This is a genomic window from Rhizobium sp. 2MFCol3.1 (assembly GCF_000377565.1).
Classification (GTDB): Bacteria; Pseudomonadota; Alphaproteobacteria; order Rhizobiales; family Rhizobiaceae; genus Rhizobium.
On the sequence record NZ_KB898363.1, the window covers coordinates 32,315 to 52,150 of the forward strand.

26 protein-coding genes are annotated in these 19,836 nt (G+C 61.7%); 12 read left to right on the forward strand and 14 right to left on the reverse strand.

The window, feature by feature from the left end; all coding sequences use genetic code 11:
* Nucleotides 1-4: 4 nt before the first annotated feature.
* Nucleotides 5-577, forward strand: coding sequence for an acetolactate synthase small subunit (gene ilvN / locus D460_RS0119755; protein ID WP_018900306.1), 573 nt, complete (start codon nucleotides 5-7; stop codon nucleotides 575-577).
* A gap of 70 nt (nucleotides 578-647) precedes the next feature.
* Here ilvN and D460_RS0119760 read toward each other — a convergent pair whose 3' ends face one another.
* Entirely contained in the window at nucleotides 648-998 is a 351-nt protein-coding gene (locus D460_RS0119760; protein ID WP_018900307.1) for a helix-turn-helix domain-containing protein, read from the reverse strand.
* Between the two features lie 129 nt (nucleotides 999-1,127).
* Here D460_RS0119760 and gstA point away from each other — a divergent pair, with 129 nt between their 5' ends.
* Nucleotides 1,128-1,763, forward strand: coding sequence for a glutathione transferase GstA (gstA, locus tag D460_RS0119765; RefSeq protein WP_018900308.1), 636 nt, complete (start codon nucleotides 1,128-1,130; stop codon nucleotides 1,761-1,763).
* A gap of 22 nt (nucleotides 1,764-1,785) precedes the next feature.
* Here gstA and D460_RS0119770 read toward each other — a convergent pair whose 3' ends face one another.
* Nucleotides 1,786-2,634, reverse strand: a complete 849-nt coding sequence (locus D460_RS0119770; protein ID WP_026283321.1) for an aldo/keto reductase — start codon at nucleotides 2,632-2,634, stop codon at nucleotides 1,786-1,788.
* Between the two features lie 65 nt (nucleotides 2,635-2,699).
* Here D460_RS0119770 and D460_RS0119775 point away from each other — a divergent pair, with 65 nt between their 5' ends.
* The 5 genes from D460_RS0119775 to nthB all read left to right on the forward strand — a co-directional run bounded on the left by D460_RS0119775 (nucleotide 2,700) and on the right by nthB (nucleotide 5,422).
* A complete protein-coding gene (locus tag D460_RS0119775) occupies nucleotides 2,700-2,969 on the forward strand; it encodes an AbrB/MazE/SpoVT family DNA-binding domain-containing protein (protein WP_018900310.1) in 270 nt (89 codons plus the stop codon).
* A 28-nt stretch (nucleotides 2,970-2,997) separates the two neighbouring features.
* A complete protein-coding gene (locus D460_RS0119780) occupies nucleotides 2,998-3,321 on the forward strand; it encodes a type II toxin-antitoxin system PemK/MazF family toxin (protein WP_196809347.1) in 324 nt (107 codons plus the stop codon).
* A gap of 110 nt (nucleotides 3,322-3,431) precedes the next feature.
* The gene (locus D460_RS0119785) at nucleotides 3,432-4,025 is read left to right on the forward strand and encodes a LysE family translocator (RefSeq protein WP_018900312.1); all 594 of its coding nucleotides are present in this window, start codon (nucleotides 3,432-3,434) and stop codon (nucleotides 4,023-4,025) included.
* A gap of 78 nt (nucleotides 4,026-4,103) precedes the next feature.
* Complete coding sequence (gene nthA / locus D460_RS0119790; RefSeq protein WP_018900313.1) at nucleotides 4,104-4,760, forward strand: nitrile hydratase subunit alpha; 657 nt, start codon at nucleotides 4,104-4,106, stop codon at nucleotides 4,758-4,760.
* Complete coding sequence (gene nthB, locus D460_RS0119795) at nucleotides 4,757-5,422, forward strand: nitrile hydratase subunit beta (RefSeq protein ID WP_018900314.1); 666 nt, start codon at nucleotides 4,757-4,759, stop codon at nucleotides 5,420-5,422. The genes nthA and nthB overlap by 4 nt, the downstream gene beginning before the upstream one ends.
* A 101-nt stretch (nucleotides 5,423-5,523) precedes the next feature.
* Here the strand turns inward: nthB and D460_RS0119800 are convergent, their stop codons facing one another.
* Nucleotides 5,524-5,973, reverse strand: coding sequence for a hypothetical protein (locus D460_RS0119800; protein ID WP_018900315.1), 450 nt, complete (start codon nucleotides 5,971-5,973; stop codon nucleotides 5,524-5,526).
* Between the two features lie 421 nt (nucleotides 5,974-6,394).
* Here D460_RS0119800 and D460_RS0119810 point away from each other — a divergent pair, with 421 nt between their 5' ends.
* Nucleotides 6,395-6,766, forward strand: a complete 372-nt coding sequence (locus tag D460_RS0119810; protein WP_018900317.1) for a nitrile hydratase accessory protein — start codon at nucleotides 6,395-6,397, stop codon at nucleotides 6,764-6,766.
* 27 nt (nucleotides 6,767-6,793) lie between these two features.
* Here D460_RS0119810 and D460_RS0119815 read toward each other — a convergent pair whose 3' ends face one another.
* The 3 genes from D460_RS0119815 to D460_RS0119825 are packed head-to-tail and all read right to left on the reverse strand — an operon-like array spanning nucleotide 6,794 to nucleotide 8,490.
* On the reverse strand, nucleotides 6,794-7,576 hold the full coding sequence (locus tag D460_RS0119815; protein ID WP_018900318.1) for an anti-sigma factor: 783 nt from the start codon (nucleotides 7,574-7,576) through the stop codon (nucleotides 6,794-6,796).
* Complete coding sequence (locus tag D460_RS0119820) at nucleotides 7,573-8,088, reverse strand: RNA polymerase sigma factor (protein ID WP_018900319.1); 516 nt, start codon at nucleotides 8,086-8,088, stop codon at nucleotides 7,573-7,575. Before D460_RS0119820 ends, D460_RS0119815 begins: the two co-directional genes overlap by 4 nt.
* A 21-nt stretch (nucleotides 8,089-8,109) precedes the next feature.
* Nucleotides 8,110-8,490 carry a hypothetical protein gene (locus D460_RS0119825; protein ID WP_018900320.1) on the reverse strand — a complete coding sequence of 127 codons (381 nt, stop codon included), beginning with the start codon at nucleotides 8,488-8,490 and terminating at the stop codon, nucleotides 8,110-8,112.
* 175 nt (nucleotides 8,491-8,665) lie between these two features.
* Here D460_RS0119825 and D460_RS0119830 point away from each other — a divergent pair, with 175 nt between their 5' ends.
* Nucleotides 8,666-9,793 (forward strand): ATP-dependent RecD-like DNA helicase, encoded by a 1,128-nt coding sequence (locus tag D460_RS0119830; RefSeq protein WP_018900321.1) that lies wholly within the window; start codon nucleotides 8,666-8,668, stop codon nucleotides 9,791-9,793.
* Nucleotides 9,794-9,855: 62 nt separating this feature from the next.
* Here the strand turns inward: D460_RS0119830 and D460_RS0119835 are convergent, their stop codons facing one another.
* Complete coding sequence (locus D460_RS0119835) at nucleotides 9,856-10,545, reverse strand: MerR family transcriptional regulator (RefSeq protein WP_018900322.1); 690 nt, start codon at nucleotides 10,543-10,545, stop codon at nucleotides 9,856-9,858.
* A gap of 257 nt (nucleotides 10,546-10,802) precedes the next feature.
* The gene (locus D460_RS36020) at nucleotides 10,803-10,976 is read right to left on the reverse strand and encodes a hypothetical protein (RefSeq protein ID WP_155947791.1); all 174 of its coding nucleotides are present in this window, start codon (nucleotides 10,974-10,976) and stop codon (nucleotides 10,803-10,805) included.
* Here D460_RS36020 and D460_RS0119845 point away from each other — a divergent pair.
* Complete coding sequence (locus D460_RS0119845; protein ID WP_018900324.1) at nucleotides 10,975-11,727, forward strand: pyridoxine 5'-phosphate synthase; 753 nt, start codon at nucleotides 10,975-10,977, stop codon at nucleotides 11,725-11,727. The genes D460_RS36020 and D460_RS0119845 overlap by 2 nt on opposite strands.
* A gap of 68 nt (nucleotides 11,728-11,795) precedes the next feature.
* On the opposite strand, the gene D460_RS0119850 is transcribed toward D460_RS0119845, so the two are convergent.
* Entirely contained in the window at nucleotides 11,796-12,683 is an 888-nt protein-coding gene (locus D460_RS0119850) for an SDR family oxidoreductase (protein ID WP_018900325.1), read from the reverse strand.
* A gap of 123 nt (nucleotides 12,684-12,806) precedes the next feature.
* On the opposite strand from D460_RS0119850, the gene D460_RS0119855 reads away from it, so the two are divergent.
* Nucleotides 12,807-13,226, forward strand: coding sequence for a helix-turn-helix domain-containing protein (locus tag D460_RS0119855; protein WP_018900326.1), 420 nt, complete (start codon nucleotides 12,807-12,809; stop codon nucleotides 13,224-13,226).
* Nucleotides 13,227-13,279: 53 nt separating this feature from the next.
* Here D460_RS0119855 and D460_RS0119860 read toward each other — a convergent pair whose 3' ends face one another.
* The 4 genes from D460_RS0119860 to D460_RS0119875 all read right to left on the reverse strand — a co-directional run bounded on the left by D460_RS0119860 (nucleotide 13,280) and on the right by D460_RS0119875 (nucleotide 16,947).
* Nucleotides 13,280-14,491 carry an MFS transporter gene (locus D460_RS0119860; protein WP_018900327.1) on the reverse strand — a complete coding sequence of 404 codons (1,212 nt, stop codon included), beginning with the start codon at nucleotides 14,489-14,491 and terminating at the stop codon, nucleotides 13,280-13,282.
* Between the two features lie 71 nt (nucleotides 14,492-14,562).
* Entirely contained in the window at nucleotides 14,563-15,180 is a 618-nt protein-coding gene (locus D460_RS0119865; protein ID WP_018900328.1) for a TetR/AcrR family transcriptional regulator, read from the reverse strand.
* A 65-nt stretch (nucleotides 15,181-15,245) separates the two neighbouring features.
* Nucleotides 15,246-16,163 (reverse strand): helix-turn-helix domain-containing GNAT family N-acetyltransferase, encoded by a 918-nt coding sequence (locus D460_RS0119870; RefSeq protein ID WP_018900329.1) that lies wholly within the window; start codon nucleotides 16,161-16,163, stop codon nucleotides 15,246-15,248.
* Nucleotides 16,164-16,230: 67 nt separating this feature from the next.
* Nucleotides 16,231-16,947 (reverse strand): aspartate/glutamate racemase family protein, encoded by a 717-nt coding sequence (locus tag D460_RS0119875; RefSeq protein WP_018900330.1) that lies wholly within the window; start codon nucleotides 16,945-16,947, stop codon nucleotides 16,231-16,233.
* A 284-nt stretch (nucleotides 16,948-17,231) separates the two neighbouring features.
* Between D460_RS0119875 and D460_RS0119880 the strand changes: the two genes are divergently transcribed.
* Nucleotides 17,232-18,494 (forward strand): NAD(P)/FAD-dependent oxidoreductase, encoded by a 1,263-nt coding sequence (locus D460_RS0119880; RefSeq protein ID WP_026283322.1) that lies wholly within the window; start codon nucleotides 17,232-17,234, stop codon nucleotides 18,492-18,494.
* A 153-nt stretch (nucleotides 18,495-18,647) separates the two neighbouring features.
* On the opposite strand, the gene D460_RS0119885 is transcribed toward D460_RS0119880, so the two are convergent.
* Nucleotides 18,648-19,694: an NAD(P)-dependent alcohol dehydrogenase gene (locus tag D460_RS0119885; RefSeq protein ID WP_018900333.1), complete on the reverse strand. Its 1,047-nt coding sequence runs from the start codon at nucleotides 19,692-19,694 to the stop codon at nucleotides 18,648-18,650.
* Nucleotides 19,695-19,836 lie beyond the last annotated feature (142 nt).

The window sequence follows — 19,836 nt, forward strand, 5'->3', positions numbered from 1 at the left end:
AGACATGAACGCACACCTACAGCCGACGGGCTCCGCCTACTTCATTTCGCCGGAAACGGCAGCCATCGAGAACCACACGCTTTCGGTTCTCGTCGATAACGAGCCGGGCGTTCTTGCCCGCGTCATCGGCCTGTTTTCCGGCCGTGGTTACAACATCGAAAGCCTGACGGTGTCGGAGACCGAGCACCAGGCACATCTGTCGCGTATCACCATCGTGACGCGTGGGACGCCGCAGGTTCTGGAGCAGATCAAGGCGCAGCTCGAGCGCATCATTCCGGTGCATCGCGTTGTCGACTTGACGGTGCGTGCCCGCGAACTTGGGCAGGAGCGGCCGATCGAACGTGAAGTGGCGCTGATCAAGGTGGCCGGCGATGGCGAGACACGCGCCGAGACGCTGCGCCTGGCCGATGCCTTCCATGCCAAGGTCGTCGATGCGACTGTCGAGCACTTCATCCTCGAGTTGACTGGCAAGTCCTCGAAGATCGACCAGTTCGTGGCGATCGTGAAGCCGCTCGGCCTGATCGAGGTCTGCCGTACCGGGATCGCGGCGATGAACCGTGGTCCGCAGGGTATGTAAGACGCTACACACGACGATCCCGGCAAGTCACGTTGGACTTGCCGGGATCGTCAAATTCTTCAGTCTGTTTTTACGAGCCTGTTTCGGGCTCTGGCCGCGCCGACGGCTCTCGCTCGTGCAGCCATCTCCCAAATTCCTGCATTACCTTGATCACGGGGATCAGCCGGTTTCCGTCGTCCGTCAACTGATATTCCACCGTGACCGGTACCGTTGGGTAGACCGTGCGGCTGATCAGCCCTGCATCCTCCAAGGCTCGCAGATCGAGTGTCAGCATGCGCTGCGAGATACCCGGCAGGCTGCGCCTCAGGGCGTTAAAGCGCCTTGGTCCATCGAGAAGAAAGTATGCGATCAGGAGCCGCCACCTGCCGCCCAGGAGCCGCATTGCTTCCTCCACTGTACAATTGGTGACGCTTTCCTTCATGTGAGGCTCCCCAGTATAAAATATGTACCTACACTACATTATAGTGCCTTCTTCAAAAAATAGCCCAACCTTTTAGATTGCCGCAGATCCGACGCGCTGCGCATCGGTAGGCATCTAAAAGGAATAATCATGAAGCTCTATTACATCCCGGCCGCTTGCTCGCTTGCACCGCACATCGTGCTCAACGAACTCGGCATCGATACCGAGCTGGTGCTGGTCGACAGCAAGAAGCACAGCTTCGGGATCAGCGGGAATTTCGAGGAGATCAATCCGCTTGGCTATGTGCCTGCGCTGGAACTCGACAACGGTACGGTCCTCACGGAAGGGCCTGCCATTGTTCAGTATCTCGCCGATCTGAAGCCGGAGCTCGGGTTGGCACCCGCGAACGGCACTATTGCGCGCTACAAACTTCAGCAATGGTTGAGCTTCCTGACGTCGGAAATCCACAAAGGGTTCATTCCGCTGCTCTACGCGCGACTGGCCGGCAAATATGTCGAGACAGCGAAGCCGAAGCTCGAAGACCGCTACGCCTTCATCGATAAAGAGTTGGCAGGGCGTGACTATCTCGCGGGCGATACGTTCACAGTTGCCGACGCCTACCTGTTTGCGCTTACCGGTTGGGGGCAAGCGCCATGGCTCACCAGCTACATCCGGGCCGACATTCACTTCGATGGATTGCGTAACCTGCAGGCCTGGTACGAACGCGTGCGATCCCGCCCTTCGGTTCAGAAGGCGCTTCAGGCCGAAGGGCTAGCGGTGATCTGAATGGCTGCGAAGCCGTTGGAGGTCAGAGCATCTCCAGCGGCTTTTTTCTTAATGGTGGCGGGAAGGCGGCGTCGAGGGCGGCGAGGTCCTCGTCGCTGAGGTCGAGCGAGAGGGCGTCGCGGTTCTCAGTGACGCGGGCCGCATTTGACGTCTTGGGGATGGCGATGACGCCGTAGCGCTCCAGAAGGAAGGCCAGTGCCAACTGAGCGGGCGTCGCCTGGTTGACCTTGGCGATGCGGATGATCTCGGGGTGGTGGATGATGCGGCCCTGCTCGATCGGCGAATAAGCCATGACGGGAATATTGCGCTTCTGGCACCAGGGCAGGAGATCGAACTCGATGCCGCGACGGCCGAGATTGTAGAGCGCCTGGTTGGCCGCGACATTGGCGCCTGCGGGAATGCTGAGCAGTTCCTCCATATCCTCGGTATCGAAATTGGAGACGCCCCATTGGCCGATCTTGCCTTGAGCCTTCAAGGTCTCGAATACCTCGACGGTTTCGGCCAGCGGGTGGTTGCCGCGCCAGTGCAGGAGGTAGAGATCGATGCGGTCGGTGCCCATGCGCGACAGGCTGTTTTCGCAGGCCTCGATCGTGCCCTTGCGGCTGGCATTCCAGGGATAGACCTTGCTCACCAGATAGACCTCGTCGCGGCGACCGCGGATCGCTTCGCCGACGATCTTCTCGGCGCCGCCCTCGGCATACATCTCGGCGGTGTCGATCAGCGTCATGCCGAGGTCGAGGCCGGCGCGCAGGCTCTCGATCTCGCGCGTGGCCTCCGACGCCTTTTCGCCCATGTTCCAAGTGCCTTGGCCAAGCACCGGTATCTCTTTGCCGTCGCGCATGGTCAGCGTTGGGATCAGGTCGTCTTGCATGGTCGGCCTCGTCATGTTGTCGGTGTCTCCGGCAAGTGATATACATTGGATATCAAGGGCTAGATATGACCAAGGTAACGATTTCCAAGTGGGGTAACAGCATCGCGATCCGCCTGCCCAAGGCGGTGACGGACGAACTGCACCTGCGCGCCGGCGATGTCGTCAACCTCGACGTTCGCGACGGCAAGGCGACGCTGGAAAAGCCGAAGCAGCAGTTGGCGCCTCCACTTGCAGAGATGGTGGCCGAGATGGACAGGCTGGGCTGGGAGAACGAGCCGGAAACTGTGGATTGGGGTCGTGATGTCGGTTCCGAGCGCTTCTACGACGATGAGTGATGCATCGCCGTTTGCCGGCGCTCTCTACATGGCCAATCTCGATCCTATCCTCGGCAGCGAGCAAGCTGGAATTCGACCTGTCATCATCCTGTCTGTCGATATGATGAACTTGCGGTCTCGCCGGGTGATCGTCTGTCCGATCACGAGCAACATGCAGCCATGGATGACCAAGATCGCGTTGCCAGATGGGTTGAAGACGCGGGGGATGGTGTTGGCAGACCAGATTCGGTCGATCGACAAGGCTGCACGGCTCTTGCGCTTCATCGAGCCGACGCCCGCAAATTTCGTCACACTGGTCAGAAGCTACGTTGGCAGGCTGCTCGACCTCGACGTGGCCGGTGCTTCCGGCTGACAATCCTGTCACCGTGACAATAGGCAGATGGAAACTCCGATTTAGGTCAATTATACTGACCTAAATTAACAAGGTCCGTGGCGCAGATTGCGGGCCACGGAGGTTACCCAATGCCGCTGGATACGTTTCTGGCACTGCTTCTCTTTGCCTTCACCACATCGATCACGCCGGGCCCGAACAACATGATGCTGTTCACCTCGGGCGTGAATTTCGGTTTTCGCCGGACGATCCCGCACATGATCGGCATCGGAGCCGGGTTCTTCTCGCTGCTGATCGGCGTCGGGTTCGGGCTTGGCGCGGTGCTGCATACGGTGCCGGCGGTCTATACGGCGCTGAAGTTTGCGGGCGGCGCCTATCTGGTTTGGATCGCCTGGAAGATCGCGACGTCGCGGTCTCTCAGCGAAGGGAAGGGCGCGGTGAAGCCGATGTCCTTCCTGTCGGCGGCGGCGTTCCAGTGGGTCAATCCGAAGGCCTGGGTGATGGCAGTGACGGCGATGGCGACCTATACGATCCAGGATATTTACTTCGTCAGCGTCATGATCGTCGGGCTGGCCTTTGCCGCCGTCAACGTGCCGAGCGTGTCCACCTGGGCGGGCTTCGGTTCGGCGCTGCGCGACTGGCTGTCCGATCCTGTGCGGCTGAAGTGGTTCAACATCACCATGGCGGTGCTTTTGGTGCTGAGCCTATGGCCGATGCTGAAATAGCCCGATCGCATCGGTCGGGGCTTGGCGTCCGGTGCGCGAGTGCCTAAGGATATCGGGACACTGGCGGAGGATAGTCTCTTGCACGACGACCACGAACACGACGACCACCATGATCACGATCATGGACACGATCACCACCACGACAACCACTATTCCGACATGCAGGCCCGCGTGAAGGCGCTGGAGACGGTGCTGACGGAGAAGGGGCTGATCGATCCCGCGGCGATCGATGCGATCGTCGACACCTACCAGACCAAGGTCGGGCCGAGGAACGGCGCGCGCGTGGTCGCCAAGGCGTGGAGCGATCCCGATTTCGCCGACTGGTTGAGGCGCGACGCGACGGCCGCGATCGCCAGCCTCGGCTACACAGGACGGCAAGGCGAGCACATGCGCGCGGTGTTCAATACCGAGGAGACGCACAATCTCGTCGTCTGCACCCTGTGCTCCTGCTATCCATGGTCGGTGTTGGGGCTGCCGCCCACATGGTACAAGGCGCCGGCCTATCGTTCGCGGGCGGTGATCGATCCGCGCGGGGTGCTCAGCGAATTCGGCGTGACCCTGCCTGAAGAGCAGAAGATCCGCGTCTGGGATTCGACGGCGGAGTTGCGCTATCTCGTCATTCCGCAGCGGCCCGATGGCACAGAGGGCTTGAGCGAGGAGCAGCTGGCCGATCTCGTCAGCCGCGATGCGATGATCGGCGCCGGCCTTGCCGCAGCACCCGGAGCAGCGGCATGAACGGGCCGCACGATCTCGGCGGGCAGATGGGCTTCGGCGCCGTCGCGCCGGAGAAGGACGAGCCCTATTTCCACGCGGAGTGGGAGAAGCGGGCGCTAGGGCTGACGCTCTCCTGCGGTGCCTTCGGTGCCTGGAACATCGACGAGAGCCGACACGCGCGCGAAAGCATTCCGCCGGCCAGCTATCTCTCGGCCAGCTATTACGAGATCTGGACGCGGGCGCTGGAGGTTCTTCTGGAACGCCACGGCTTTACCAGCGCCGAGGAGATCGCAAGCGGCCACAGGCAGTTCGACGGCGCTGCCCCGAAGCGGGTGCTGAAGGCCGACATGGTGGCCGCTGTTCTCGCCAAGGGCGGTCCCTGTGATCGCGCGCTCGATCAGCCAGCGCGGTTTGCCGTCGGCGATCGTGTGAAGACGAGGAATTTCAATCCGACGACGCATACGCGGTTGCCGCGCTATGCGCGCGCCAAGGTCGGCGTCGTTGAGGCGGTTCAAGGCTCCTTCGTGTTCCCTGACGATAACGCGCATGGCAAGGGTGAGAACCCGCAATGGGTCTACACCGTCGTGTTCGATGGCGGCGAGATCTGGGGCGAGGGGGCTGACCCGTCGCTGACGGTGTCGATCGATGCCTGGGAGAGCTATCTGGTGCCGGCTGGTCACTGACGCAATAGACCCCGCCCGAACGCGATCTATCCTTGTTGGGCGCGGAATCATCGTGCCGAAAGGGATAGGGGCAAGGGATGGTTCCCTAGCCCCTTTGCGTTTTAAACCTTGCCTTGCTTCTTGAGTACGTCGGCAGCATCGAAAGCACCACGCGCACCGGCTTCGTTTGCACGGAACATAATAACGGTGACGCCAATCTGTGCAGTCGGGGCGTAAACTGGAGTGCTGAATGTTGAGCCGCTATAGCTTCCATAAGCAGTGTTGCCATACACACTCGCTTGCGCAGTGCCACTTCCGTAGGTGTTCATGCCAACAAAGCGCGATCCTGAGGCGGTCTGCGCTTGTTCAAGGCGGAAGTGCGTGTAGCCCCGCTTGATAGTTGCTTCAGCTGCCTTCTTCATTGTGATTGCCCCGGCGGCGCTGGTAAAGATTAAGCCGCTTGCCTGTGTATCTAGTCTCACCATATTTGGTGCTAGCGGCATTTCGGAGGTCGTGGCACAGCTTGCCAGCGCTACCGATAGTAGAGTCGCCCCAATAAACTTCAGTTTCATAATGCCCCTCAAACATGCAGATTCGCAAAACGCGAGGATGTCAGGATGCAACGCCAAGAGATCAGGTCGCAAGGACCGGTTGCAGTGATACAGAGAAAAACTACTAAGGCGCCCAAGGGCTTGGGCGAGTGAACGTCATTCATCGCGCGGCTATTTCGGTTTTTTGACAAGCGTTAGACCGCCGTTATATTTGCAAGCATGGTCAGGAAAAGCATCAGAATGGGTACTCAGGCACAATCCGCGCGTGGAAATGATGCGGTAAGGTCCACGCTTGCGACTAAGCCCGTCCCGCTCGAACCTAACGCATTTATGGATTACCTATTGGAGGAAGACGCTGTCATTCTGGAGCATCTTGCAAAGTGAGTGACGAGCCCGTCTGCACCGCCATGTTTTTCCCCACTGGATGCCTGGGAGAGCTATCTTGAGCCAGTGTGACACGCGCTCGCCGCTTGCCCAGTCACCGCAGCTGCCACGCTCCCAAGACGGCGAGCCGGTGTTTCCGGAGCCGTGGGCGGCCGAGGCGTTTGCGATGACGGTGCATCTGCATGAGCGCGGGCTGTTTACGTGGACCGAGTGGGCAGAGGCGTTGTCCGGGGAGTTGCACAAGCCGGGTCGGGCGGAGGATGGCAGCGATTATTTTGATTGCTGGGTGGCGGCGTTGTCGTCGATCCTCGTCGATCGCGGTGTGGCTGACGCCGAGACGATCATGGGCCTGCAGCAGAGTTGGCAGCGGGCCGCGGAGGCGACGCCGCATGGGAAGCCTATTGAGCTTGCCAATGATCCTCAGCGCTGATGGTGTGTTCGTCTTCCCGTGGTGATATTACGACGGAAACTGGCGGTAGCATTCCTCGGCGACCTTCCTCAGTTCCTCGCGTGATATCTCACCGGTGACGGCGTAGCCGAGTTCGCCGTCGATCCAATAGAAAGTCTCGATATTGTCTGATGAGGCGAAGCGGAAGCTGGTCGTCTTGTTCGCCGTGTTGCGGCCGACGAGGACGGTAAGGCGTTCGCCGGTCTGGTTTTCGTACATGAACATCGCGCCCGGCTTGCCGTCGACTGGCAGCAGACGGCCGCCGACAAGGTGATAGTTGAGGCTCGTGAGATCGGGGACCTTGAGGTTCGATATAGCGAGGCGTTTGCCGAGCCATGTGGCGAGATGGGCTTCCTCGTTGGCGAAGACTTCGACGGGGTGGCGGACTTCGCTGGCGTAGATGAGGAAGGCGTTCTGGGCTTCTTTCGGAAAGGTCTCCTGCGCCGTCAGTTGCAGTTGAGGACGCTCAAAGAGAGCGGGGCCGTAGTGGCCGGCGAGCGTGCCGGCGGCAAAGACGGCGATGGTTGCGGCGATAGCGGCGAGGCGCTTCGACCAGGGTGAGAGTGCCGGTGGTTTGCCGATCATGTCGGCGTCGCCGGGCCTGCTCTTTTCGTAGCCTGAGAACATCGCCTTGATGCCGGCGTTTTGCGCCTGCCATTCGGCTATTTGTGCGGCATCGTCGGGGTTGTCGCGCAGCCAGGCTTCGATGCGCGAACGGTCGGCATCGGCGAGCAGGCCGTCGGTGTAGGCGTGGAGGTCCGCTTCGGTCACGGGTTGGTCGGCGGCGTTCATTTGGGTCTCCGAAGCGTAATGACGTTGTCTGATTTCATGTGTTCGGCCAGTTGCTGGCGGGCGCGCGACAGGCGCGACATGACGGTGCCCAAGGGTATGTCGAGCATGGTTGCCACTTCCTGGTAGGTGTAGCCCTCGATGACGACAAGCATCAGCACGGCGCGGTGATCTTCCGACAGGCCGTTCAGCGCGTCTTGCAGGCGGGAGCGTTCGAGCGGGTCGGCGGATGTCTCGGGGGCTGCCACGTCCACGGCGCCGTCTATATCGACGAGGTTGCCGTGCACGATGGTGCGGCGCTGGTTGCGGTAGAGGTTGGTCATGATCGTCAGCACCCAGCCGCGCAGGTTCAGGCCCCGCCACTGTGTGCGGCGGGCAAGCACCTTCTCGACACAGTCCTGCAGCAGGTCCTCGCCATCGCTGTCAGAGCGCGTCAGGCTGCGGGAATAGCGCCTGAGCGACGGGAGGAGGGCCAGGATCTGGCCCTCGAAGGTTTCGGGTGCGGGTGGCTTCATGCGATCAAGCCTGTCCAGCGTTTATGGCTTTGCGACATCCCATACATCCTTGACGCCGTCACCGGTGATATCGCCCATCTTCTTGTCCTTGACCCAGAAGTAGAGAGGCATGCCGTCCTTCGCCCACTGCTTCATGCCGTCCTTGCGGTCCACGATCGAGTATGCCCCTTCCGGCTTGGCATTTCCATCGGCCATCAGCGGCGGCCAGTTTTTGGCGCAATCGTCGTAGCAATTGGAAACGTCCTTCGTGTCCTTCTTGAAGGTGTAGAGCGACATGCCGTTTTCGCCGGCGAGAACCTTGCCCTTGGCCGAATCGACCGTCTTCACGGGCGGGGCGGCGAAGGCGGCGGTGGCGGCTGCGGATGCGACGGTGAGAGCGATCAGGAATTTCGCGGATTTCATCGGGTGTCTCCTCGGGTTGGGCGCACGCGGTTTGCGTTTGCCTGACATGAGACAAAGCGAGGGGCGATTTTATTCCATTGTGTCGTCAGATTTTTTCGATCGGGCGGGAAGGTCGGCCGGCTCGCGGCATTTTGCGGTTGCCTATCGCTGACGAATCCTGCCAAGTCGATGGATCATGCAATTTGCTCCGCAACAAGACGAAGCCCTGAAAGCCGTTGCTAAATGGCTGAAGGAGGGCAAGGCCCCGATTTTTCGCCTGTTCGGCTATGCCGGCACGGGCAAGACGACGCTCGCGCGGCATTTCGCCGAGCATGTCGATGGAGAGGTGCTGTTTGCGGCGTTCACCGGCAAGGCGGCGCAGGTATTGCGGACGCGCGGCGCCAGCAATGCGCGCACGCTGCATTCGCTGATTTATCGGCCGCGCGGCGAAGAGGCTGTCGAGGACGAAGAGACCGGCAAGACCTCGATTGCGCCGATGTTCACCATCAACCGCCAGAGCCCGGTCGCCAAGGCGGCGCTGATCATCGTCGACGAATGCTCGATGGTGGATGAGGCGCTGGGCAAGGACCTGATGAGCTTCGGCACGCCGATCCTAGTGCTCGGCGATCCCGGCCAGCTCCCACCCGTTTCCGGCGGTGGATTCTTCACCAACCAGGAACCCGACTATCTCTTGACCGATATCCACCGGCAGGCGCGCGACAACCCGATCATCGGGCTCGCCATGCAGGTGCGCGAGGGCAAGGAGATCATGTATGGCGATTACGGCGCGGCGCAGGTGATCTCGAAGAACGAGGTCAACCAGTCGCTCGTGCTCGATGCCGACCAGGTGCTCGTCGGCACCAACCGCACGCGGCGGCGCTATAATCAGCGGCTGCGCGAGCTGAAGGGTTTCACCGCCGATTATCCGCAGACGGGCGACAAGCTGGTCTGCCTGCGCAACGATCCCGCCAAGGGGCTGCTCAACGGCTCGCTCTGGCAGGTGATGACGTCCTCGAAGGAGACGACGAAGCCGGGGATCAATCTGCTGATCCGGCCCGAGGATGACGATATCGATCGCGGGGCGGCGAAGATCAAGCTCCTGAAGCAGGCCTTCGAAGATGTCGAGGGCGAGATTCCCTGGAATACCCGCAAGCGCTACGACGAGTTCGACTTCGGCTATGCGCTGACCGTGCACAAGGCGCAGGGTTCACAGTGGAACAATGTCGTGCTGTTCGATGAAAGCTGGGCGTTTCGCGATACGAGGGAGCGCTGGCTCTACACGGCGATCACGCGCGCGGCGGAAACGCTGACGATCGTCCGCTGAGGCTTTTAAGCGCGTCGCATGTCGGTGCCGCAAAACCGCTGCACAGTTTTGCGCGACATGCTTCAGATCTGCACGATGCCGAGCAGGACCGCCTTGGCGATTGCCTGGAAGCGGTTGTTGGTATCGAGTTTGCGGATAATCGCGGCCTCGATCGATTTCGCGTCGTCCTCCTTGAGATCGAGCGTGCGGGCGATGCGTTGGGTCGATAGTCCCTCGGTCATCAGCACGAGGCAGCGATATTCCTGTTCGCTCAGCGAGCGCTCATGTTGGTTGTCGTTGAGCGGCGGCTCGTCGCCGGGGGCAGTGTTCTCCAGCAGTTCCGCCACCTGCTGAAGCTGGCGGTGCAGCGTCGACATTTCCGCCGTCAGTTCGCGCTTTCGCGAGGCAAGTGCTGCGGCGAAGACGGCGTCGGCATCCTGCTGCGAGGTGGATCTGCAGAGATCGGCCATCAGTTCCTGAATGACGGCCACCGGCATGCCCGCCTCGCGGCAGACATTGATGACGGCCATGCGCCTGATGTCGGCGTGCTCGTAGACGCGCATCAGCCCGATGCGGCTCGAGGCGATCAGCCCTTTCTCCTCGTAGAAATGCAGGGTTCGGTGGGTGACGCCGAAGGCGTTGGCCATGTCGGCAATCGCGACCTTGCCGCCGGGCAGGCTTGCCGGGCGCGCGACGCGCGGCAGGAACCTGAAATCCGGAGGCGCCTGGGGCGGAGCGTTTGGTCTGGCAGCCTGCTTATGTCGTTCGGACATGAGCCCTCCTGTTCTACGCATGATCAAGTGCGCGCATGACACGGATACGGGCGCGGTCGAGCGGTTTTGACGATGCATTCCCGGTCGGCATGCAAAGCAACGGATCCTCGATCTGGTGATCCATTGCGATCAGACTATGCGTTAAACGACTGATTTGTTATCCTTAAAAATAGTCACTTGTAAATAATAGTCGAATGTACATGCGACCGCACCGCAACTTCTGAACGAATCGTGCGGGTCGTTTATGTCCCGGATGCTTAATCGTTTTTCTTATACGTCTTGCCGGTGGCGTTACTTTGCTTGCGGCGATGTGGCGGCGGCGAGCCATCAATCAGAAATTCACATGCAATCATGCACGAATCTCGTTGGCCGCGACGGTGTCCTTGGCTTAAAAGCGAGGCAGCTTCTTTCATTGAATGGAAACTCGCCATGCCCACCACGCTTTCCGTCAATCTCAATGCCATTGCCATGCTGCGCAATCGCCGCGATCTGCCCTGGCCAAGCGTCGAGGCGCTGGGGCGCATCGCGCTCAAATCGGGCGCGAGCGGACTGACGGTGCATCCGCGCCCCGATGAGCGCCACATCCGCTTTTCCGATCTCCCTGTCATCCGCAACTTGATCGACGACGAGTTTCCGGAAGCGGAGTTCAACATCGAGGGCTATCCGACGGACGAGTTCCTTGAGCTCTGCGTCAAGGCTGCGCCCGAGCAGGTGACGCTGGTGCCGGATCATCCCTCGCAGGCGACGTCTGATCACGGCTGGGACTTCCGCAAAGACCGCGCATTGCTGACCGATGTGATCGCGCGGCTGAAGAAGATGGGCACGCGCGTGTCGCTGTTTGCCGATGGGGACGGGGACGAGGAGGCGGTCGCGATCGCCAAGGCGGTCGGTGCCGATCGGATCGAGCTTTATACCGGCCCCTACGGCGGCTGTTATGATGCGCCGGAGCGGGTGGGGCCGATCCTTGAGGCGCTGGGCAAGACGGCCGATGCGGCGTTGGCGATCGGGCTCGGCGTCAATGCCGGACATGATCTGACCGTCGCCAATCTGCCGCCGCTGGTCAAGCGCATCCCCAAGCTTGCGGAAGTCTCGATCGGCCACGGGCTGACGGCGGATGCGCTGGAGTTCGGCATGGCCGAGACCGTGCGCCGCTTCTGCCGGGCCTGCGGCCAGAAAATCTAAGCCTAGCCAGACAAACAAAAACCCGCTCCGGTGGTGCGGAGCGGGTTGTGGCGTCAGGGAGAGCGCTGTCAGGCGACGAGCGCTGCCTTGTTGGCCACGAAGTAGTCCTTCAGCGACTGCGGCTGCTTGCCGGTCAGCTTGGTGAAGTCCTCGGTCACGTGATCGAAATTGCCGGCGCGGACATTGGCGTCGGCCGAAACCAGCATGTCAGCGACAAAATCAGGAAGACCGGCGCCGAGCAGGCCTTGGCGCAGCTGGTCGTCGGTCACCTTCACGGCCGCAAGCGGCTTGCCGGCGGCTTGCGAGATGGCGGCGGCGATCTCATCGGCGGAAAGCGACTGCGCACCGGTCAGCGTGTAGGTGGCGCTGTCCTTGGTGCCCGATGCGAGGGCCGCGGCGGCTGCAAGGGCGCAATCGTCGCGCGAGATGTTCGGCACCTTGCCGTCGCCGGACGCCGTGTACCAGCTGCCGCCCTGGAGGTTGTGCGGCATGGAGTGCATGTAGTTGTCGAGATACCAGGCGTTGCGGATGATCGTGTAGGGCAGGCCGCTTGCCTTGACGGCGTTTTCGGTGCCGAGATGGTCGGGCGCGAAGGTGACAAGCGACTTGTCGGGCGATGGCATCGACGTGTACGCGATGTGCTTGACGCCGGCCTTGACGGCGGCGGCAACAGCGGTCGTGTGCTGCTTCAGGCGCTGGCCGGGAACGGCGAGCGCGTCGGTGCTGATGATAAGCACGCGGTCGACACCCTTGAAGGCTGCTTCCAGCGAAGCGGCGTCGTCGAAATCGGCCTTGCGGGTCTGGACGCCCTTGGCGGCAAGGTCAGCCAGCTTGGAGGTATCGCGGCTGGCGGCGATCAGGTTGGCCGCGGGAACCTTGTAGGTCTCGAGCAGGTGATGGATGACGCGCTGGCCGAGCTGTCCGGCGGCACCGGTGATGAGGATCGTTTCGCTCATGTCTGTAAACCTCTAGGTTCGATTGCTGGTCTCGAAAAGAGACTAGGGCTAAAATAGGGATTGACCGACAGCTGTAAAGGAGGCAGTTTTTGCGCCGTAAGTTACCAAAAGGGAACCAGCAGAATGGCCGGCACCGTCGTCAACCTGAAGAGCAAGGCCGAACCGCGCGTGCGCAACGAGGTCGATCTCTCCAAGCTCGATTTCAACAATTGCCCGGTGCGGGACATGATGCAGCAGATCGGCGGCAAGTGGTCGACGCTGATGCTGGAAGCCCTGTCGCAGCAGCCTTATCGCTTTGGCGAACTGCGCCGGATGATTCCGGATATTTCGCAACGCATGCTGACGCAGACGCTGCGCGACCTGCAGCGCGACGGCTATATCGAGCGAGAGGTGTTTCCGACCAAGCCGCCGAGCGTCGAGTACCGGATGACGGATCTCGGGAACTCGCTCTACCAGACGCTGGCACTGCTTTTGAACTGGGCGGAGAACAACCATGAAGCCGTTCGCTCCGCCCGGGTCAAGTTCGACGCATCGGGTGCGTGACGCTGTCGTGCCTTGTGGCGCGGTGTGAAGCGTCCTGCCGTTCCCGATACTGATTAGCGCTTCCGCAGCCCTTCGGTGAGGAAAAGCAGGAAGGCGAGGCTGGGGAAGCAGAGGCCGATCCAGGCGGCCAGCGTCCAGCCGCCGGTGGCAAATGCCCAGCCGCCGATGGCAGAGCCGAGCGCACCGCCGGCGAAGAAGGTTGCCATGAACAGGCCGTTGAGGCGGCTGCGGTGCTCCGGGCTGATCGCGTAGATCGCCCTCTGGCCGACCACGAGGTTGGTCGTTACCCCGAAATCGAGAATGATCGCGGCAGCCGTGAGCAGGGTCAGCGCGAGTGCTGAACCGTCGGTCGCGAAATGGCTGATCAGGAAGGCGGTGATGCCGCAGAGCATGGCGATGGTCGAGGCGATCTTGGTCAGCCCGCGGTCGGCGAGGCGGCCGGCGATCGGCGAGGCGATGGCGCCGGCGGCACCGGCAAGCGCGAAGAGCGCGATGCCGTTCTGCGTCAGGCCGAAGGCGGGGCTGGCGAGCAGAAGCGGCGTCGTCGTCCAGAACAGGCTGAAGGCGCCGAACATGCCGGCCTGATAGAGCGCGCGGCGCTGCAGAACGCGGGAATGCAGGGCGAGGTGGGCCATGGAGGCCAGCAGCGCGCCGTAGCTCAGCCGGGTGTGCGGGGTGCGGACCGGCAGCTGGACGCGCAAGATGGCGGCGAGCAGGATCATGACGACGGCGGACGCATAGTAGACGACATGCCAGGAGGTGGCTTCGGCGAGGAAGCTTGCGACCGGGCGGGCGAGCATGATGCCGCAGAGCAGGCCGCTCATGACATTGCCGACGACGCGGCCGCGCGAGGCATCCGGCGCCATGTTGGCGGCGAAGGGCACGAGGACCTGAACGGCGACCGAGCCCATGCCGATACAGAGCGAGGCGGTGAGGAACATGGTTGGCGTCGTCGACAGGGCGGCGCCGATCAGCGACAGGGCAGAGGCGACGACCAGGGTCAGCACCAGCTTGCGGTTTTCCATGAGGTCGCCGAGCGGCACGATCAAAAGCAAGCCGAGGCCATAGCCGATCTGCGTCAGCGTGACGATCAGGCCGGTGGCGGCCGGGCTGAAGCCGAGCGCGGCGCTGATCGGGCCGGCGAGCGGCTGGCCGTAATAGAGATTGGCGGCCACGAGCCCGCAGGCGGCGGCGAAAAGAAATGTCATCAAAGGCGAGATCGTTGGCGCGGCAACGGTCTCAGGTGTGGTGGACGAAAGGCTCATGCTGGGCTCCGGTGGGGCGAACGGATAGTAGAGGTGATCGAGCGCGGTTTTGCGCGCTCGTGGGAAAACAATCAGGTCAGAAGCTTCATTGCCTCGCGGGCGACGGCGTCCATATCGGGCGCGGTGCGGCCGGTCTTGCCGACGATGCGCATGCCTGCGGTCATGCAAAGCAGAGTGCGCGCGGTGGCTGCGACATCGAGCGTGGCTGAAATGGAGCCATCGCTCTGGCCGAGGCGGATGAGTTCGACCAAGTGCGCTTCATTGGCGTCGAAGGCGTCCGAAACTCGCTGCGCGGCTTCCTCGTCGAAGATTGCCAACTCGTTGGCGCTGCCGACCACGAGGCATCCCCGCGTACCTGATGTGCCATGTGAAGACGATGCGTAGGAGCTCAGGAGTTCGCGGACCTTTTCGCGGCCCGTGGCGGCTTCTTGCAGGCGGGCGTCGAGTAGGGCGCGGCGGATACGTCGATAGCGATCGAAGGCGGCGAGGAAAATGCCGCGCTTGTCCTTGAATGCCTTGTAGACGCTGCCCGAGGTCAGCTGCATCGCCTCGGTCAACTCGCTGATCGAGGCGGCGTGATAGCCGCGTTCGGAAAAGACGTCGAGCGCCTTGCCAAGCGCTGCGTCCATATCGAATTCACGCGGGCGTCCGCGCGCTCGGCCGGTGTCGATGAGTGTGTGTGTGGTCATGGATCGACTGATTAGGAAATGATCGTTTCCAAATCAAGCCAAAAACTTGCGGTTTGGTAATTTAGCTAAAGATCGAGAACCCAGGTCTGCCCGTTGAGCTCGGGGCCGAACATGCGGTGCTTTTCCTCTGATACGAGCTGGAAGCCGGCCTTGAGGTAGATGCTGCGTGCGGCACTCAGGACATCGTTGGTCCAGAGCGAGATCTGCCGGTAGCCCTTGGCCCGCGCGAAGCGGATGCATTCGTCGACCAATGTCTTTCCAAGGCCAAGCCCGCGCGCCGACTTGTCGATGTAGAGGAGCCGCAGCTTGGCGACGCCGTCGCCGCCGTTGGTGATCAGGACAGAGCCGATGTTGATGCCGCCGCGCTCTGCGATCCAGGCGTATTCCATGGCCGGATCGAAATTGGTGAGGAAGCGTCCCGCGACTTCGGCAACGAGCCCCTCGAAGCGCATGTCCCAGCCGTATTCCTCGCTGTAGAACGTCGCCTGGCTCTCGACGATCCAGCCGATATCGCCGGCGCGATGAGGGCGGATGACCAGGGGCGGCAGCGTGGCTTCGGGATCGAGCAGGGAGCGGATCGTCTTCATCGCCGCGACAACGTTCTGCGGTTCGCCTGATGCCAGCTTCTCGAAGCGTCCGGCGATCTGGGCGTTGGAGCGGTTGACGAGTTCCTGGAATTGCTGATGTCCCTGGTCGGTGACGGAGATGAGCTGGCTACGCCGGTCGTCGGGATCAGGTGTCGTTTCCATTAAGCCTTCGGCCTTGAAGCGCTTCAGGATACGGCTGAGATAGGCGGGGTCGAGGTGCAGGTCGCGGACCAAAGCCACGGCGCTGACGCGGTCCTGCGAGCCCACTTCGAAGAGGACGCGCGCGTCGGTCAGCGTGAACTGGGTGTCGAGATAGGCCTTGTTCAGGACTCCCAGGAAGTTGGTGTAGAAGCGGTTGAAGTCGCGGGCGGCATCGATGAGGGCGGAATCGGACATGGATCAGGTCTCCTGTTGGGAGACCGTGTCCTCCAATTGATTGACTGAGTCAACTAAATTGTTGCGACTAAGCGACCGACTTCCGGGTGGCTTGATCGCCAAGGGCGAAGTCGACGGCGGCTTTGGCGTGAATCTTGGTGGTGTCGAAGCCGGGCAGGGGCAGATTGTCGGGGTCGAGGATCAGGCAGATCTCGGTGCAGCCGAGGATGATGCTGTCGGCGCCCTTGGCGCGTTCGCGCTCGATGATCTCAAAGAGCTTTTCGCGTGAGCTGTCGAGGATCTGGCCGGCGCAGAGTTCGTTGAAGATGATGTCATGGACCGTCGTGCGGTCGTCCTGATCGGGCACCATGATGTCGAGCCCGAGGCTTTTCACGCGATCGGTATAGAAGCCGTGCTCCATCGTGTAACGCGTGGCGAGCAACAGCGGGCGGCGGCATCCGGCGGCCTTCAGCGCTGCCGCTGTTTCATCGATGATATGGATCAGCGGGACGGTGATGCGCTCGGCAACCGGGCCGGCGACGAGGTGCATGGTGTTGGTGCAGATGAGGACGCAGTCGGCGCCGGCCGATTGCAGGCGTGCGGCGACGTCGCCTAGCCGCTTGCCGGCGGCATCCCAATCGCCTGCCTTCTGCATCGCGACGATCTCTTCGAAATTCACGGAATGCATCAGCAGTTCGGCCGAAGCGAAGCCGCCGAGGCGGTCGCGAACCATCTCGTTGATCAGGCGATAGTAGACGGCGGAGCTTTCAAAGCTCATGCCGCCGATCAGGCCGATTGTCCGCATTCGATGCTCCTCCTGCTGCTGCCGCGTCTTTGCGACGCGCGTTCTTCTGGCGGTCTCCCGCTTCGCGGAGCATCATGCAAATAACGGACGGAATTGCCAGCCGATCCCATTCTTTTGCCTAGGCAAATGCCGCATTTGGGATCGCGGATGTCGCCGCTTTAGGCCGCGCGCTGATTGGTCGCAGGCTCGCCAACGCAGGTTAGCTATGCTGAAACGGTGGTTGAAACGGGGGTATGTTAGATGACATTGATCAATTCTTATGCAAATTACCAAAAGGGTAACTTATGGCTGATCATCACGTCGTCGTTGTTGGAGGAGGCTTCGGGGGGCTGCAACTCGTAAACGACCTTAAAGGCGCTGGTGTCCGCATTACGCTTGTCGACCGGCGCAATCACCATCTGTTCCAGCCCCTGCTATATCAAGTCGCCACAACGATTTTGTCGACTTCCGAGATCGCCTGGCCGATCCGCCATCTCTATAGCGACCGCCCCGAAGTGACGACGCTGCTCGGCGATGTCTCGGGCGTCGAAACCAGCACGAAGTCGGTCACGCTGCGTGATGGCAACGTCCTGAAATACGATACGCTGGTGCTCGCCACGGGCGCGACCCATGCATATTTCGGTCGCGACGACTGGGCGCCGGTGGCGCAGGGCCTGAAGACGCTGGAGGATGCGACGACGATCCGCCGCCGTGTGCTTCTCGCCTTCGAAAAGGCGGAGACCGCACGCGATCCGGCCGAGCGCGATGCATGCCTGACCTTCATCATCATCGGTGCCGGCCCAACCGGCGTGGAGCTTGCCGGCATCATCGCCGAACTGGCGCACAAGACGCTGCCGCGGGAGTTCCGCAATATCGATACGCGCAAGGCCAAGGTCATTCTTGTGGAAGCCGGACCGCGCGTTCTGCCGACCTTCGTGCCCGAGCTGTCCGAATATGCCTTGAAGGCGCTCAACGATCTTGGCGTCGAGGTGCGGCTTGGAAAGCCGGTTACCGAGTGCACGGCCGAGGGTGTGCAGATCGGCGACGAGTTCATCCCGAGCCGGACGATCAGCTGGGCCGCCGGCGTTCAGGCGTCGCCGGCCGCGAAGTGGCTGGGCATCCCGGCGGACCGCGCCGGCCGCGCGATCGTCGAGAAGGATCTGACGGCACCGGGCCTGCCTGATGTCTTCGTCATCGGCGATACCGCTTCGGTGATGCAGGAGAGCGGCGCGCCGGTGCCGGGCGTCGCGCCCGCGGCCAAGCAGCAGGGCGCCTTCGTCGCCAAGGTCATCCACGCCCGGATGAAGGGCAAGACGCCGCCGGCCTTCAAATACAGGCACCAGGGAAGCCTGGCGACGATCGGCCGGAGTGCCGCGATCGCCGATTTCGGCAGGATCAAGCTCAAGGGCGGTCTTGCATGGTGGATCTGGGGTATCGCCCACATCTACTTCCTGATCGGCACCCGCTCGCGCTTTTCGGTCGCCTGGAGCTGGCTGTGGATTTTCCTCAGCGGCCAGCACAGCGCGCGCCTGATCACGCAGCGCGAGACCATCGCGGACGAGAAGTAAGCCTCGTCGGCCTGTCGCGACGACCATTCGAAAGCCTCCGGTGCGAACCGGGGGCTTTTTTTGTTTCATGCAGCGGTAACGAAAAAGCCCCCGTCGGATGACGGGGGCTTCGGTTTTCGACTGATGGAGCGGGCGAGGCCGCTATCCGTTGGATCAGGCCGCCAGCGAGGCGATGTCGATGACGAAGCGGTAGCGAACGTCGCTCTTCAGCACGCGCTCGTAGGCTTCGTTGACGTCCTGGATGTTGATCTTCTCGATTTCCGAGACGATGTTGTGCTTGCCGCAGAAATCCAGCATTTCCTGGGTTTCCTTGATCGAGCCGATCATCGAGCCGGCTAGCGTACGGCGGGCGGGGATCACCGAGAAGGCGTGGACCGGGATGGGGTTTTCCGGAATGCCAAGCAGGACCATCGCGCCGTTGACCTTCAGCAGGTTCAAATAGGCGTTCCAATCGATCTCGGCGGAAACGGTGCACAGGATCAGGTCGAAGGTGCCTGCGAGCTTTTCGAAGGTCGAAGCATCAGACGTTGCGTAGTATTCCTTGGCGCCGAGCTTCAGGCCATCTTCCTTCTTCGACAGCGACTGCGACAGCACGGTGATATCGGCACCCATCGCGGAGCCGAGCTTGACGCCCATGTGGCCGAGGCCGCCCATGCCAACGATCGCGACCTTCTTGCCGGGACCGGCATTCCAGTGCTTCAGCGGCGAGTAGAGGGTGATGCCGGCGCACAGAAGCGGCGCGGAGGCGTCGAGCGGCAGATTGCCGGGGATCGACAGGACATAGTCTTCCCTGACGACGATCGAGTCGGAGTAGCCGCCCTGCGTTGCGGTCTTGCCGTCGCGATCGACGCTGTTGTAGGTGCCGACGAGGCCCGGCATGTACTGCTCGTTGTCGACGTCGCGGGTGGCGCAGCCGACGCAGCTGTCGACGAAGCAGCCGACGCCGACATGGTCGCCGACCTTGAACTTGGTGACGTTGGCGCCGACGGCCGAAACGACGCCGGCGATCTCGTGGCCCGGTACGATCGGGTAGACGGCATTCTTCCATTCGTTGCGAACGGTGTGAATGTCGGAGTGGCAGATGCCGGCAAACTTGATGTCGATGACGACGTCGTCCGCATTCGGTTCCCGACGCTCGAAGGTGAACGGCGTCAGCGGCTTGGAGGCGTCTGTGGCAGCATAGCCTTTTGCGATAGCCATGGGAAAACTCCATATATTTAGAGGGGTGGTTCGGACGAGGGCATTTATGCCGCAACGCAGCAACAAGCGTTAGAGCGATCCTCTCTGGTTTTTGCACGATCCTGCAAAAGTCGCTTGGCCTGCAAAAGTCGTCCGGTCCGCA